Annotated in this window: 11 protein-coding genes; 8 read left to right on the top strand and 3 right to left on the bottom strand. The window is 68.3% G+C overall.

All coding sequences use genetic code 11. The annotated features are described in order from the left end of the window. Positions 1 to 62 precede the first annotated feature (62 nt). From AC07NK_RS16075 to AC07NK_RS16065, 3 genes are read left to right on the top strand one after another with little or no spacing between them, the layout of a single operon-like run. Positions 63 to 2,051: an amidohydrolase family protein gene (locus tag AC07NK_RS16075; protein ID WP_495171620.1), complete on the top strand. Its 1,989-nt coding sequence runs from the start codon at positions 63 to 65 to the stop codon at positions 2,049 to 2,051. Then, entirely contained in the window at positions 2,048 to 3,154 is a 1,107-nt protein-coding gene (locus AC07NK_RS16070; RefSeq protein ID WP_495171619.1) for a dipeptidase, read from the top strand. The genes AC07NK_RS16075 and AC07NK_RS16070 overlap by 4 nt, the downstream gene beginning before the upstream one ends. Positions 3,155 to 3,164: 10 nt before the next feature. After that, entirely contained in the window at positions 3,165 to 5,960 is a 2,796-nt protein-coding gene (locus tag AC07NK_RS16065; RefSeq protein WP_495171618.1) for a M16 family metallopeptidase, read from the top strand. Between the two features lie 75 nt (positions 5,961 to 6,035). On the opposite strand, the gene AC07NK_RS16060 is transcribed toward AC07NK_RS16065, so the two are convergent. The 3 genes from AC07NK_RS16060 to AC07NK_RS16050 are packed head-to-tail and all read right to left on the bottom strand — an operon-like array spanning position 6,036 to position 9,387. Next, positions 6,036 to 6,773, bottom strand: coding sequence for a hypothetical protein (locus tag AC07NK_RS16060; RefSeq protein ID WP_495171617.1), 738 nt, complete (start codon positions 6,771 to 6,773; stop codon positions 6,036 to 6,038). Then, positions 6,770 to 8,038: an amidohydrolase family protein gene (locus AC07NK_RS16055; protein WP_495171616.1), complete on the bottom strand. Its 1,269-nt coding sequence runs from the start codon at positions 8,036 to 8,038 to the stop codon at positions 6,770 to 6,772. Before AC07NK_RS16055 ends, AC07NK_RS16060 begins: the two co-directional genes overlap by 4 nt. Then, a complete protein-coding gene (locus AC07NK_RS16050; RefSeq protein ID WP_495171615.1) occupies positions 8,035 to 9,387 on the bottom strand; it encodes an amidohydrolase in 1,353 nt (450 codons plus the stop codon). Before AC07NK_RS16050 ends, AC07NK_RS16055 begins: the two co-directional genes overlap by 4 nt. A gap of 180 nt (positions 9,388 to 9,567) precedes the next feature. Here AC07NK_RS16050 and AC07NK_RS16045 point away from each other — a divergent pair, with 180 nt between their 5' ends. The 5 genes from AC07NK_RS16045 to AC07NK_RS16025 are packed head-to-tail and all read left to right on the top strand — an operon-like array spanning position 9,568 to position 14,912. Further along, positions 9,568 to 10,776 (top strand): aminotransferase-like domain-containing protein, encoded by a 1,209-nt coding sequence (locus AC07NK_RS16045; RefSeq protein ID WP_495171614.1) that lies wholly within the window; start codon positions 9,568 to 9,570, stop codon positions 10,774 to 10,776. Then, positions 10,773 to 11,873, top strand: a complete 1,101-nt coding sequence (locus AC07NK_RS16040; protein WP_495171613.1) for an ABC transporter ATP-binding protein — start codon at positions 10,773 to 10,775, stop codon at positions 11,871 to 11,873. The genes AC07NK_RS16045 and AC07NK_RS16040 overlap by 4 nt, the downstream gene beginning before the upstream one ends. Further along, the gene (locus AC07NK_RS16035; RefSeq protein WP_495171612.1) at positions 11,873 to 12,931 is read left to right on the top strand and encodes an ABC transporter substrate-binding protein; all 1,059 of its coding nucleotides are present in this window, start codon (positions 11,873 to 11,875) and stop codon (positions 12,929 to 12,931) included. Before AC07NK_RS16040 ends, AC07NK_RS16035 begins: the two co-directional genes overlap by 1 nt. Further along, the gene (locus tag AC07NK_RS16030; RefSeq protein WP_495171611.1) at positions 12,928 to 14,091 is read left to right on the top strand and encodes an ABC transporter permease; all 1,164 of its coding nucleotides are present in this window, start codon (positions 12,928 to 12,930) and stop codon (positions 14,089 to 14,091) included. The genes AC07NK_RS16035 and AC07NK_RS16030 overlap by 4 nt, the downstream gene beginning before the upstream one ends. Next, the gene (locus AC07NK_RS16025; RefSeq protein WP_495171610.1) at positions 14,088 to 14,912 is read left to right on the top strand and encodes an ABC transporter permease; all 825 of its coding nucleotides are present in this window, start codon (positions 14,088 to 14,090) and stop codon (positions 14,910 to 14,912) included. Before AC07NK_RS16030 ends, AC07NK_RS16025 begins: the two co-directional genes overlap by 4 nt. Position 14,913 lies beyond the last annotated feature (1 nt).

Below are 14,913 nucleotides of genomic sequence, written 5' to 3'. Positions count from 1 at the left end.
TGGCGGAAACCTGCGCCCCATCCATCGTGATGGGGATGCCAGGACATATTCTTCCGCCGCGATTGCTCCTTCTAGTCGGAGCAGCTCTCTGCCTTGCGGGCACCACACCTCCCGCCGAGCAGCGCTACACCGTCCTCATGTCGGGCGCCGCCAAGGGCAGCTTGCGGGTGAACGAAACCGCAGCGGGAGAGCGGCGCTCAGTCTATTCCTTTCGCGACCGCGGACGCGGGCCCGATCTCGAGACGGTGGTGCGCGTCGACGCACGCGGTGCCCCCGTCCACATCGCAATCTCCGGCACCGACTATCGCCGCATTGCGACCGCCGAGACTTTCTCCGTCACCCGCGATCGCGCGACCTGGACGAGCGCAGTCGATCAGGGCAGCGCTCCGGCTGGCGGCTATTATGTCGCCAATGAGGGCGATGCCGAAGCGACCGCGATGCTCGCCCGCGCCCTGCTTGCCGCGCCCGGACGCAAGCTCAAGCTGCTTCCATTCGGCGAAGCGTCAATCCGCAGCCTCGCCACACGTCCGATCGCCGGCGGCGGGACGGCGACGCTCTATGCGATCGACGGGCTCGGCATGTCGCCTTCGGGCATCTGGCTTGACGGCGATCGCCAGCTCTTCGCCAGTGGCAGCAACTGGATCGGCGTGATCCGCGAAGGTCATGAAGCCGAACAGACGGCATTGCTCGCCGCCGAGGCCGACGCGTTCCAGCAAGCGGCGCGTGCGACCGCCAAGCGGCTGACGCAGAACAACCCGGCCGGGGTGCTGATCACGGGCGCGCGGCTGTTCGATGCCGAGACGCGAGCGCTGCGGCCCGGCACCAGCGTGCTCGTCCGCGGCAACACGATCGCAGCGGTCGGCGCCGATGGCAGCATTGCGGCACCCGCCGGCGCAAGGGTGATCGACGCGCGCGGGCGCGTGCTGATCCCGGGGATGTGGGACATGCACGTCCATGTGCTCGGGTCCGAGGAGGGGGTGATGGCGCTCGCCGCCGGGGTCACCACCGCCCGCGATCTCGGTAATGACCCGGTGCCGCTCAAGCAGATCACCGATCAGTTCGACAGCGGCGTGCTGCTCGGCCCGCATGTGCTCAAGGCCGGGCTGATCGACGGGCGCGGCCCCTTTGCCGGCCCCACCAAATCGCTGGTGACCACCCCGGCCGAAGCCGAGGCCGAGGTCGATCGCTTCGCCGCGCTCGGCTATCCGATGGTCAAACTCTACAGCTCGATCCCCGTCGAGGCCGCGCGTGCCGCGATCGCCCGCGCGCATGCCAAAGCGATGCGCGTCGGCGGGCACCTGCCCTCCGGCCTGACCGCCACGGACGCCGTCGCGCTCGGCTATGACGAGATACAGCATGGCAATATGTGGCTGCTGAGCTTCTTGGGTCCCGAAGTGCTGGCGCGCAGCCAGACCCCGTCGCGCTTCATCGACGCCTATACCCGCGGCCATGAGATCGACCCCGACGGCCCCGCCGCCCGCGAATTCGTCGCGCGGCTCAAGGCGGCCGGCACCGTGGTCGACCCCACGCTGGTCACTTTCGAGAATATGTTCACCGGCTGGAAGGGCGAGATGGCCCGCGCGACCACGCCCTGGGCGTCGCGGATGCCGGCGACATCGCTGCGTGGCGCACGCGCTGGTGGGCGCGCGAAGACCATTGAAGAACGTACCCAGTACCGCGCGTCGTTCACGCGGATGCAGCAACTGCTCAAGCGGCTCCACGATGCCGGCGTCCCGGTGGTCAACGGCACCGATGGCGGTGCGACGCTCTATTCGCGCGAGCTCGAGCTTCACGTTGCTGCGGGTCTCTCCCCCGCCGATGTTCTCTACAACGCGACGCTCGGCGCAGCACGGGTGATGAAGCTCGATGCGACCACCGGGTCGATCGCCAAGGGCAAGCGCGCCGACCTCGTGCTGCTCGACGGCGACCCGCTCGCCCGGATCGGCGCGGTGCGCTGCGCAGCGCTGGTGATCAAGCAGGGCACGCTGTTCGACGGCGATGCGCTCGCGGTCGCCGCCGGTCTCGCCCCGCGCCGTGGACGCTGCGAGTGACGACGCGGCGGACGTTCCTCGGTGGCAGTGCGGCGTTCGCCGCAAGTGCGCTGATCGGTGCTGCGCCGCCGCGCTGGGACGAGCGCGACTATGCCCGCGCGACGGTGATCGACGCGCAGGGTTCGACCGGCGGCGGGCAGCGCATGACGCCAGAAGTGATCGCCGCGATCCAAGCCGCGGGCATGACCGCGATCAGCATGACCGTCGGCCGCGTCGGCAGCGGCCCCGGCCAGTTCCACGATTCAGTAGCCGAGGTCGCACGCGTTGCGCAGATGTGCCTCGACCACCCGAAACTCCTGATCCTCGTCCGCACCGCCGCCGATCTCATCGAAGCGAAGCGCAGCGGTCGGCTGGGGATCATCTGCAACTTCCAGGACACCAGCCCGCTCGAGGGCGACCTCGCCCATGTCGCACTGTTCCGCACGACGGGCGTGCGGATGATCCAGCTCACCTACAACACCCGTAACCTCGCCGGCGATGGCGCGATCGAACGCGCAGACGCCGGCCTCTCCGACTATGGCCGCCGCGTGATCGCCGAGATCGAGGCGCAGAAGATCGCGCTCGACCTCAGCCATGGCGGCGCGCGCACCATCGCCGAAGGGGTCGCGGCGGCGAGCCGGCCGATGGCGATCAGCCACACCGGCTGCCGTGCGCTCAACGATGTGCCGCGCAACGTCGCAGACGCCACGCTGCGCGCGATGGCCGACAAGGGCGGTGTGGCCGGCATTTACCTGATGCCGTTCCTGCGCGCGTCGGGCCAGCCGCGCGCGGACGACCTGATCCGCCATATCGAGCATGCCGTGAACGTCTGTGGCGAGGAGCACGTCGGCATCGGCACCGACGGTTCGCTCACCGCGCAGCGCACCGATGCCGCGGCCTATGCCGCGCAGCGCGAATTCTATGAGAGCCGGGCCAAACGCGGGATCGCGGCACCGGGCGAAGCGCCCGACGTGCTCAACCTGATCCCCGACTACACCAGCCCGCACCGGTTCTTCGACATCGGCCGCGACCTCGCGGCGCGCGGCCATCCGGCGCGGCGCATCGACAAGATTCTCGGCGGCAATTTCGCACGCCTGTTCGGGACGCTCTGGCCCGACAATTGAGGGGGAAACCATGAAGATCATGCTGGCCGCACTTCTCGCCACGGCCGCCTTCGTGCCGCCTGCGGCAATCGCGCAGCAGGCCCCCGTCGCCGCCCGGCCGATCACGGTGCCGCCGCTCGCCTACACCAAGCGCACGCTGACTAACGGCATGACCGTCTATGCGCATCGCGATCCCAAGGCGGCCTCGGTCAGCGTCTATGTGTGGTACAAGACCGGTCAGCGCGACGATCCCAAGGGACGCGGCGGCTTCGCGCACCTGTTCGAGCATCTGATGTTCAAACCCACGCGTAATCTGCCCCAGGGGGTAAGCGCATTCCAGTCGAGCTTCGTCGAGGGGGCGAACGCCACCACCCTGTTCGACACCACGCTGTACACCACAACGGCTTCCGCCAACCGGCTCGAGAGCCTGTTGTGGATGGAGGGCGAGCGGCTGCGGAACCTGATCGTCGACGAGAAACAATACGCCTCCGAGCGCGACGTGGTGAAGGAAGAACTGCGTCAGCGCATCTTCGCCCAGCCCTATGGCCGCATCCTGCACCACCTGATCCCCGGCTTCGTCTTCACCACCCATCCCTATGCCCGCCCGATCGGCGGCACCGCAGCGGAACTCGATCGCGCCACCTTTGCCGAGGTCAGTGCCTTCCACGAGGCTTTTTATCGCCCCGACAACATGGTCGTGGTGGTCGCGGGCAATTTCGACCCCGCCCAGCTGAACACGTGGACCGATCGCTATCTCGGCGCGGTCCCCAAACCCTCCGCGCCGCTGATCACCGTACCAACCGTGCGCGAGCCTGAGCGCACCGCGCCGCGTCTGGTCGACGCCTATGCGCCCAACGTCCCGCTGCCCGCGATCGTCACCGCCTGGATCGCGCCGCCCGCCGCCGATGCGGACTCCGCCGGGCTCGACGTGGTCGACGCGCTGCTCACGCGCGGCGCAACCGGCCGGCTCAATCGGGCGCTGGTGAGCGAAAAGGGACTTGCGGCAAGCAACAGCGCATTCAACTTCCTCACCCGCGACGGCCATGCCTATGCCATCACCACAACCTTGGCGAAGGGCGCGAAGCTCGCCGACGCCGAGGCCGCGCTGGCGATCGAGTTTGCCGCGCTGCGTGACCGCCCGGTGAGCGCAGCCGAACTCGATGCGGTCAAAAGCGCGCTGCTCGGTGACGCACTGACCGCGCGTGAGACGATGCAGGGACGTGCGCTGCTGATCGGCGACGGTGCAACGCTGGCCGACGATCCCGGTATGGCGGACAAGCGGCTGACGGCGATCAGGACGATGACTCCGGCCGATGTCCAGCGCATCGCCGCCCGCTGGCTCGCCGACCGCCGCCGCGTGACGATCCGCTATCAGGACGAAACGCTGCGCCCGGCCGGCTATACCGGCGACACCTCGCCCAATGCGGTGGACACGATGGGCGTGGACGTACCGACCCGGCCGCGCCCGCCGGTCAGCTTCGCCAGCGCAGCGGAGCGCGAGCAGCCGCCCGGCCCCGGGCCGCAACGCCGCCAGCCGCCCGCCATCACCGAGGGCAAGCTCGCCAACGGCCTGAGCCTCGTCAGCGCTCAGTCCACTGATCTGCCGTTGATCACGCTCGAACTGGTGATGCCGGGCGGGGATTCGAGCGACCCCGCAGGCCATGCCGGCCGCGCCGACCTCACCGCCGCGCTGATGCTGCGCGGCGCGGGCGGGCGCGACGCCGCTGCGTTCGGTGCCGCGCTCGACCGCCTCGGCGCACGCATGGCGGCGAGCGCGACCCCCGACGCCACGATCCTGCGGATGACCGTTCCGGCCGCCAATGCCGAAGCCGCGGCGGGACTGATGGCCGATGTCATGCTGCGCCCGGCCAGCGACACCGCCGAACTCGATCGCGAACGCCGCCGGCTGGCCGACGCGATCACGGTGAGCGAACGCCAGCCGGTCCAGCTCGCGCTGCGGCTGCTTCCCGCGGCCGTGGCGGGCGGCAGCCCCTATGGCGGCGTCGCCACCCCGGCATCGCTCGCGGCGGTCGATGCCACCGACATCACCGCCGCGCGCGCCGCCTGGGGGCCGCGCACCGCGACGCTGGTGGTGACGGGGCCGCTCGACCCGCGCGCCGTGTCCGCGCTTGCGCAGGCCGCATTCGGCGCGTGGCAGGGCGGCGTTTCTGTTCCCCTTCCCGCCATTCCCGATCCCAAGCCGCGGATCGTCGCCGTCGACCTGCCCGGCGTCGCGCAGACCGCGGTGGTCGCGATGCTGCCGGTCGGTCCGCGCGTCGCTGGCGACCATCGCGCGCTTCAGGTCGCCAATGCCGTCATTGGCGGCGGATCGGGCGGCTGGCTGGGCAAGGAGATCCGCGAGAAGCGCGGGCTCAGCTATGGCGCGGGCAGCCAGATCGATATGCGGCGCGGCGCCGGCTATGTGATGGCCGCGACCCAGACCAAGACCGAATCCGCGCCCGAGGTGGTCGATCTCGTTCTCGCGCAGTTCGCGCGGCTTGCGATCGAGCCGCCGAATGCTGCCGCGATCGCCGAACGCGGCGATCTGGTCGCGCGCGGCCTCACCACCCGCACCGATCGCACCGCCAGCCTCGGCGACTATCTTGCCGATCTGGTCGCGACCGGCGCGCCGCTGTCGCTCGCGCGCAGCGAGCTCGGCGCCGCACCCATGGTGAGTGAAACGGCGCTGGCCGGAGCCGCGCAACGCCTCGACCCCAAGCGGGCGGTGGTGCTGGTGGTGGGCGACAGCAAGGTCTGGCTGCCTGCGCTCAAGGCGAAGTATCCGGCGCTTGAGGTCACGGACGCCGGCGGGCTGATCGCGCCCTAGACCCGGCGATATGGTATGGCCCGGAAATGATCCTCCCCCGTCGCGGGGGAGGATCAGGTAACGTGCCGATCCGTCCTACGGCGTCGGCGACAGCGTCCGCACCACCTTGCCCTTCTCGTCCATGAACTCGATCGAGGCAGCGCCATCATGCGCAACCCGCAGCATCAGGCGCGGCCTCCCCAGTCCGTCACTCAGCGCCACAGCCGAACTCTTGTCGCGGCTCTTCCCCGCATAGAAGCGCTGCCTTCCACCCCATCCTTCGGCGCGCAGCTTGGCCAGCACGGCATCCTTCTCGGGCCCCGCCGGCATCTTCGAGACGCGTTCGGCGGTGTCGAAATCGAGCGGCGCGTCAGGCCGGTCGTTGACGATCATCGCCGCGAAACGATTCCCGTCATGCTCGCTCTGGGTGAGCTGGATCACCTGATCCTGCTCATATTGGTCGAAGCTCAGATGCCCGCTGCCCGATGCCTTGCCGTCAGGGCCGCGCTGGCCGCTGAAGGTCAGCCCGCCATTCTCGCTGCCTTCGTTGTTGTAGAAGATGATGCCGGCGCCGCGGTTGCCGCCGGGATGCGGGCGCTCCTTGCCGCGCATGATGATGCCCGGCGAGCGGCTGGTATTGGAGACGATCATGCGCAGCGTGCCATCGTCCTCGCGGACGTTGATCCGCTTGACGTCGATCGTGTCGAACGAGGCCTTACCACTCGTGGCGCCGCCCGATTGCGCGACCGCGCCGCCCGTACTCATCATACCGACGGCGCCCACCGTCAGCACCGCCGAATAGACCATCAGCAATTTACTTGGATCGATCTTCATTGTGCCCTCCTCAACTGGGTTAGATAACGGTCTCTGAGTTCGGTCTGGCGCGAGGTCATCGGCTGGGCGACACCGCGGATATAGATCGCCACCGGCCGCGTGGTGGTCTCGAGCGGATCGCCATCCCACAGCACGACGTCGCCGTCCTTACCCGGCTCGAGGGAGCCGATGCGATCGGCAAGGCCGAAGATCCGTGCCGGGTTGATCGTGATCGCCGCCAGTGCCGCGGCGTGCGGCAATCCTTCGGCGACAGCGTTGCCCGCATTCTGGCGCAGCTCGCGCTCGCGCTGAGGGCCGTTGGGTTCGAACGCGATCGTCACGCCCGCGGCATGCAGCCGCCGCGCATTGGTCAGCGTCGCGCCGAGCATCTCGAAACTTGCCGGAACATTTTCGATCGGGGTCAGCAGCACGGGCACCTTCGCCGCGGCGATCTCCGGCGCGACACGCCATCCCTCGGCCGCGCCCTCAAGGATCAGCCTCAGCCCCTGAGCGCGGGCAAGGTCCAGCATCTCCCTGATGTCCGACGCGCGGTTGACCGTGACCAGCAGTGGCATCCGCCCCTCGACCAGCGGCACCAGCGCCTCAAGATCCGCGCGCGACAGCGACAATGGCGGCATCGCGCCTTGCTCATAATCCGCGCGCCGCCGCGCATAGAGGCGCACCTCGTCGAGCGAAGCCCGCAGCAGCGCAAGCGCAGCACCGCGCGATCCGCCGCCGCGCTCCGCGCCATCCTCACCCATGGCAAGGACCATCGCCACCCCGCGCCGGGTGAGCATCGTCCCGCCCACGCCAAACTGCACCGCCGCCGCCTGCCCCGCGAACAGCAGCTCGCGCGGCCCGCTGCGGGCATAGCCGGGCACGACGATCGAGCGCGTGATCCCGCCCAACCGCGCCACCGGGATCAGCACCGAATCCGGATTGAGCCCGTCCCCGGCGTCGAGCGCCGCGCTGATCGCCGGACTGATCGACGCGCGGTCGTCCGTCCCCGCGACCGATCGCGCCTCGACCAGCCCCAATGTCGTGTAAGGCGCGACGAAACCCGGCGTCACCACCCGACCGGCCGCATCGACCACCTGCGCGCCCGGCGGCAGCGAGATCCCGGTGCCGACCGCGACGATCCGCCCCGCACGGATCACCACCGTGCCGCGCGAAATCTCGCCCGCCGGCCCCATGCTCAGCACGCGCGCATTGACGATCGCGACGTCCTGCGCAGCCGCAGGCGCCGCCATCAGAAAGGCGAGAAACGCACTCCTGCGCCCGATCATCGCGTCACCTCCGGCTGGCCGAGCATCATGTCGCTGCGCTGCTGCGCCTGCATTGCCGGATCGGCCCGGTCCCACATCAGCGCACCGTCGATCCACACCCGCTCGGCGAGCGCATAGACGCTGAGCGGATCGGCGTTCCACAGCACGACATCGCCCGCCTTGCCAGGCTCGAGCGAGCCGGTCAGCCGGTCGATCCCGATCGCCCTGGCAGGGTTGAGCGTAATCCACTTGATCGCAGTCCCGCGATCGATCTTCAGACCCGATGCGCGGCCCGCGGCCATCGCAATCCCGGCCTCCTGATTGAGGCGCTGGCCGAGCAGCCCATCGTCCGAATGCAGCACCGCACAGCCGCCCGCCGCCTCGATCATCGCGGCATTCTCCTCGATCCCGTCGAACGATTCCATCTTGGCGCCCCACGCCTCGGCCCAGGTCGCGATGCAGATGTCCTCGCGCGCGAGCAGCGACGCGATCTTGTACGCCTCGCTGGCGTGGTGGAACGCAGCGATGCGGAAACCGAACTCACGTGCGATATCGATCATCACCGTCATCTCGTCGGCGCGATAGCAATGGTTCTGGATCAGGATCTCGCCCTTCAGCACCCCCGTCAGCGTATCGAGCTGCAGATCACGGCGCGGCGGCTCCCCTGCCCCCTTTGCGCGCCAGGCGTCCCAGCGCCGAGCATAGTCTGCCGCGGCGATCCACGCGGTGCGATAACCCGCGACATTGCCCATCCGCGTCGCCGGTGCCCGCCCGCGCCCACCGAAGGTCGCCTTGGGGTTCTCTCCGCACGCCATCTTCAGGCCATGCGGCGCACCGGGCAGTTTCATTGCCTGCACGCTGGTCGCCGGCACATTGCGCACCGTCACCGATCGCCCGCCGAACAGATTGGCCGATCCCGGCAGCAATTGCAGCGTGGTCACGCCCGCCGCCCGCGCGAGGCGGAATTTGGGGTCCTGCGGCCACACCGAATGCTCTATCCACGCTTCGGCGGCGTTGGGCGCGGTCGCCTCATTGGTGTCGTCATGCGCAGCGGTCGACGGCGAGCCCGAAGCGCCGAGATGCGAATGCGCGTCGATCACCCCGGGCGTCACCCATTTTCCGCGCGCGTCGATCACCGCATAGCCCGGCGGCGGCACCAACCCCTGCCCGACCGCCTCGACCTTACCGTCGCGCATCAGCAGCGTGGCATCAGCAATCTCGGCGCCGGTCCCGGTCAGCAATGTCGCGCCGACGATTGCGAGCGGCCCCGACAGCGCCGGGACATAGGTGCTCGGAAACGGATCGGGCACCGCGCGCGGATCGAGCCCGCGCGGCAGCTCCGCCGCTGCAACGAGCAGCGGCGACAGCATCAATATCGTCCAACCTCGCATAGCCTCAGCCGGCATCATGCTCCCCCTTTCAAAACAACGATGACCCGGTCCCGAAAATCCCCCAGCCCCTCAATCGAATGGCGGATTTGCGGGCGCCGACCATCCTTCCAATCGGGGCCGCTCGCGACGAATGCGGGTTGCGAAAAGAATGGAGAAGGGGTGGCTGATCTACGTCTTGCACGCCGCGCGGCGGGGCTTTCGACCGTGTTTCCGGGGTCGCATTTTCCGTCCGAACTCGATGATGGCGTCATCGCATTCGATTCGGGCTTTGCCGCGCCTGATCTGCTGCCCGATCTGACCCCGTTCGCGGAGATCGCGCTCAACGCACATCGTGGCGAGACGCTGCAATATTCGGCAGGTCAGGGGCAGCCGCTCCTGCGCGAATGGATCGCCGAACTCATGAACCGCGACGGCTGCTCGCTGAGCGCGCAGAACCTGCTGATCGTCAACGGCGCCAAGAACGGCCTCGACCTCATTTCCCGCCTTCTGCTCGACGAAGGCGACGCGATCGTCGTCACCGCACCGATGTACTTCACTGCGATCCCGATCTTCGGTGTCTATGGCGTCGAGTTCATCGAGATCGGGCAGGACGAAGCCGGCATCCGCATCGACGAACTCGAAGCAACGCTTGCCCGGCGCGCGGCCGAAGGTCTGCCGCCGCCCAAGCTGATCTACAATGTCGCCGATTTCCATAACCCCAGCGGCGTGACGATGCCGCTCCATCGCCGCCGCGCGCTCGTCGATCTTGCCGCGCGCCATGGCATCGCGATCATTGAAGACACGCCCTATCGCCGCGTGCGCTTCGAGGGCGAGGCCATTCCTTCGCTCAAGGCGCTCGACCCGCACGGCATCGTGCTTCACGTCGGCACCTTCTCCAAGCTCGTCGCGCCGGGGCTGCGAATGGGCTGGGTCGCCGCCGATCCCGCGATCATCGCGCGACTGATCCGGCTCAAGGCAGAGGGCGGCTCGTCGGCATTGATCCAGCGAATCCTCTACGAGTTCGGGCGTTCGCCCGCGTTCGACGAACATGTCGCCCGCGTTCGCGACGCCTATCGCCTGCGCCGCGACCGGATGCTCGCGGCACTCACCCGCGAACTGCCCGAAATCCGAATCCAGGTACCCGATGGCGGCTACTATTTGTGGCTCACCCTGCCCGTGCATATCGACGGCGACCGGCTCGCCGCCGATGCCGAAACGGCCGGGATCAACCTGATCGCCGGAAGCCGCTTCTTCGCGGGCGCCAGCACCGGCAACCGCGCGCCGCCGCGCAACCACGTCCGGCTCTCCTACAGCTTCGCCACTCCGGACATGATCGACGCCGGCATCGTCCGTCTGGCGCAGGTCTATCGCGCGATGACCGCGCGGTGAGCAGCGCCATCGATTCCGCGCTGGTCGAGCTCAGTGGCGTCGGCAAGACCTATGACGGCACGCATTGGGCAGTCGCGGACCTCGATCTGGTCGTGCGCCGGGGTGAGTTCCTGACGCTGCTCGGACCATCAGGGTCGGGTAAGACCACCACATTGATGATGCTCGCCGGGTTCGAACGCGCGAGCGCGGGGGACATCCGCCTTGGCGGTGCCTCGCTCGCCGACAAGCCGCCGCATCGTCGCAACATGGGCGTCGTGTTTCAGAATTATGCGCTGTTCCCGCACATGTCGGTCGCCAGCAACCTCGCCTTCCCGCTCGCCGTACGCGGCATCCGCGGTGCCGCGGCCAATGCGCGGATCGACGAGGCGCTGGCCCTCGTCAATCTCGAGGGTTTCGGCAATCGCCGCATCAATACCATCTCGGGCGGTCAGCAGCAGCGCGTGGCGCTCGCCCGCGCACTGATCTTCGACCCCGATGTGGTGCTGATGGACGAGCCGCTCGGCGCACTCGACCGCCAGCTGCGCGAAAAGCTTCAGGTCGAAATCAAGCAGATCCAGCGCCGCACCGGCATCACCGTGATCTATGTCACCCACGATCAGGCGGAGGCACTGGCGATGAGCGATCGGATCGCAGTGTTCGCGGGTGGGCGGCTGCAACAGGTCGATACGCCGCGCGCGATCTACGACATGCCGGCCAACGCCTTCGTCGCGGGCTTTATCGGCGAGAACAACCGCCTCGACGGCGTGGTGGTCGAACGCAGCAACGATCGCTGCACGGTCGAGATTGCAGGCGGGGCGAAGGTCTGCGCCCGTGCGAGCAACGGCCTGGCTGCGGGTGACCGAGCCATCGTCACTGTCCGCCCCGAAGCAGTGCAGACCGGCCAACAAGCCGGCGCGCTCGCCAACCGCTTCGATGCGGTGGTGGAAGACCGTCTCTATCTGGGCGACCATACGCGCATCTATGCGCGGCTGCCGGGCGGCGGACAGGTTACGGCGCGCTCACCGGGAGCCGTTCGCGACGACCAGATTGCGCTCGGCTGGACAGTCGACAGCGCGTTCGCCTTCGCTCAAAAAGACGCTGTGGAAGGGGCAAATTGATGATTCCAAGGGGGTTTGGAACATGGTTCGCCGGTCTTGCCGCGCTACTGGCGCTGGCCGGGTGCGGCAGCACAGAAGAGCCTCGCCCGCTGACCGTGGTCGGCTGGGGCGGCAGCTCGCAGGCGGCCGATCGTCAGGCGCTGGTCGCGCCCTTCAGCAAGTCGACCGGCATCACGGTGCGCGAGGATAGCTGGCACGGCGGGATCGGAGTGATCCGCACCAAGGTATTGGGCGGGGACACCAGCTGGGACGTGGTCCAGGCTGAGACAGAGGAGATCATCCTCGGCTGCGAAGAGGGTCTGTTCGAGCCGCTCGATTGGGCCGCGCTCGGCGGGCGCGCAGCGTTCACCGACGCCGCGGTCAACACCTGCGGCGTCGGGTCGCAACTCTGGTCCTATCTGATCGGCTATGACGGCGACCGCATCGCCGGCGCAGGCCCACAGAGCTGGGCCGATTTCTGGGATGTCCGCCGTTTCCCCGGCAAGCGCGGCATTCGCAAGACGCCCAAATATGCGCTCGAAATCGCGCTGATGGCCGATGGCGTGCCGGCCGCACAAATCTATCCGCAGCTGCGCACCCGCGCCGGGGTCGATCGCGCCTTCCGCAAGCTCGACGAGCTCAAGCCGCATGTCGTGTGGTGGTCGTCGGTGGCGCAAGTCCCCGACCTGCTCGGCTCGGGCGAAGTAGTCATGTCGGTCACCAGCCCCGGCCGCCTCGTCGTCGCCAATCGCGACGAGAAGCGCAACTTCAAGCTGCAATGGAATGGCAACATCTATGCCGTTGATTATTGGGCGATCCTCAAGAACAGCCCGCGCAAGGCCGAAGCGATGCAGTTCATCCGCTTCGCGACGCGGCCCGAAAATCAGATGAACCTCGCGCGGATCATGCCGACGGGTCTCACCAACCGTGCGGCGCAGGACGCGATTGAGCCGCGCTGGCGCGAAAATACTGCAACCGAGCCCGAGAACATGAAGCGCGCGCTCAAGCTCGATGGCGATTTCTGGGTCGAATATGGCGACGAGCTGACACAGCGCTTCAATGCCTGGGTCGCGCAGTGAGGCGGTTGTGGCCGTTCGCGCTGCTCGCGCCGCTTCTCCTCACGCTGCTCGTCGCCTTCGCCGCACCGGTCGCAATGATGCTGATGCGCGGGGTGAGCGAGCAAGAGCTGCCCGCCGTGATGCCACGCACCGCGGAAGCCTTGCGCGCATGGGACGGTGCAGGCCTTCCTTCTGACACGGCTGCGGCGACCGCTGCAGGCGAGATGCGCGCAGCGCGGCGCGCCGGGACGATCAATCGGGTCGCCAACCGTCTGAACTATGACATTGTCGGCTCGCGCAGCCTGATCTTCGCGACCGCAGCGCGGCTCGATCAAGGTGCGGACGGCCGCTCCGTCGCCGACCTCGCCCGGATCGATTCCCGCTGGGGCGATCGGGCGACCTGGTCGGCGATGCGTCACGCCAGCGGGCCGTCGAGCAGCTTCTACATCTGGGCAGCCCTCGATCGCCGCGTCGATGCCGACGGACGGATCGTCAGCGTTCCTTCCGAGCAGGCCGTCTTCGTCGAGATTCTGCTACGCACCTTCAAGATCAGCGCGATCGTCGCCCTGCTCTGCGTCATCCTCGGCTACCCTGTCGCCTACATGGTCGCGAGCGCCCCGCCAAAGCTCGCCAACCCTCTGTTGATCATTGTCCTGCTCCCCTTCTGGACCTCAACGCTGGTGCGGACCACTGCCTGGGTCGTGCTGCTGCAGACCAACGGAGTGGTGAACGGGCTGATCCAGTCGCTTGGGCTCGCGCAGGCGCCGTTGCCGCTGCTCTACAGCCGGACCGGAGTGTATATCGCCATGACGCATGTGCTGCTGCCGTTCTTCATCCTGCCGCTCTACGGCGTGATGCGGCAGGTGCCGCCCGACACGCTGCGTGCGGCGCGCTCGCTCGGCGCAGGGCCGGTCTCCGCCTTTGTCCGCGTCTATTTCCCCCAGACGCTGCCGGGCGTGATCGCGGGCGCGGTGATCGTGTTCACGCTGGCGCTCGGCTATTACGTCACCCCGGCGCTGGTCGGCGGCGGCGCGGACCAGATGGTGAGCGCATCGATCGCCTTCTACACCAACCGCTCGCTCAACTGGGGCATGGCCGCGGCGCTCAGCATCCTGCTGGTCCTCCCGCTCGGCGCCGTGCTGATCCTCGGGCGCACCGTCTCCGGATGGCGCCCCATATGAGCGCGCCGGCTTCCCGCGGCGAACACGCAGCCCGCATCGCGCTGATCGGGTTTGCGGGGCTCGTCCTCGCCTTCCTGCTGTTGCCGATCCTCGCGATCGTGCCGATGTCGTTCAACCCGACCAGCTTCCTCGTCTTCCCCGAGAGCGGGCTGTCGCTGCGCTGGTACCGGATGCTGGCGACATCGCCGGACTGGACGCGGTCCTTCGCCAACAGCCTGATCATCGCCGGCGCGACCACCGCGATCGCGACCCCGCTCGGCACGCTCGCCGCGATCGGCCTGGTCAATTTGAAGTCGCGCGCACGGCCACTGGTCGTCGCCCTGCTCGGCGCGCCGCTGGTGGTACCGGTGATCGTCGTCGCGATCGCCTTCTACTTCCTGTTCGCGCCCATCGGCCTCACGAACAGTTTCGTCGGACTGATCATTGCACACACCGTCTTGGCGGCGCCATTCGTGGTGATCGTGGTCGCGGCCTCGCTCCACGGCTTCGACGGGTCGTTGCTGCGCGCGGGAGCCAGTCTTGGCGCGCGCCCGACGACCGTCCTGCTTCGTGTGCTGCTGCCGCTGATTGCACCCGGCGTAGCCGCAGGGGCGGTGTTCGCGTTCATGACCTCGTTCGACGAGACCGTCGTTACCTTGTTCCTCGCCGGACCCGAACAGCGCACGCTGCCGATCCAGATGTTCGAAGGGGTGCGCGAGCAGATCAGCCCGGCGATTACCGCGGCGGCGACGCTGCTGGTGATCGCCTCCACACTGCTGCTGGGGAGCGCCGAGCTGCTGCGCCGGCGGGCGGAGCGGCTCTACGGACCGCCCAGCCACTGAA

The sequence above is a fragment of the Sphingomonas sp. GW821-FHT09B04 genome (genome assembly GCF_059418285.1).
This window is presented reverse-complemented; position numbering and strand designations above follow the sequence as displayed.

What these genes read in the sequence shown, in the direction of transcription:
- AC07NK_RS16065 (WP_495171618.1), top strand. Translation starts at nt 3,165, where the DNA reads ATGAAGATCATGCTGGCCGCACTTCTCGCCACGGCCGCCTTCGTGCCG.
- AC07NK_RS16060 (WP_495171617.1), bottom strand. Translation starts at nt 6,773, where the DNA reads ATGAAGATCGATCCAAGTAAATTGCTGATGGTCTATTCGGCGGTGCTG.
- AC07NK_RS16055 (WP_495171616.1), bottom strand. Translation starts at nt 8,038, where the DNA reads ATGATCGGGCGCAGGAGTGCGTTTCTCGCCTTTCTGATGGCGGCGCCT.
- AC07NK_RS16050 (WP_495171615.1), bottom strand. Translation starts at nt 9,387, where the DNA reads ATGCTGTCGCCGCTGCTCGTTGCAGCGGCGGAGCTGCCGCGCGGGCTC.
- AC07NK_RS16035 (WP_495171612.1), top strand. Translation starts at nt 11,873, where the DNA reads ATGATTCCAAGGGGGTTTGGAACATGGTTCGCCGGTCTTGCCGCGCTA.
- AC07NK_RS16025 (WP_495171610.1), top strand. Translation starts at nt 14,088, where the DNA reads ATGAGCGCGCCGGCTTCCCGCGGCGAACACGCAGCCCGCATCGCGCTG.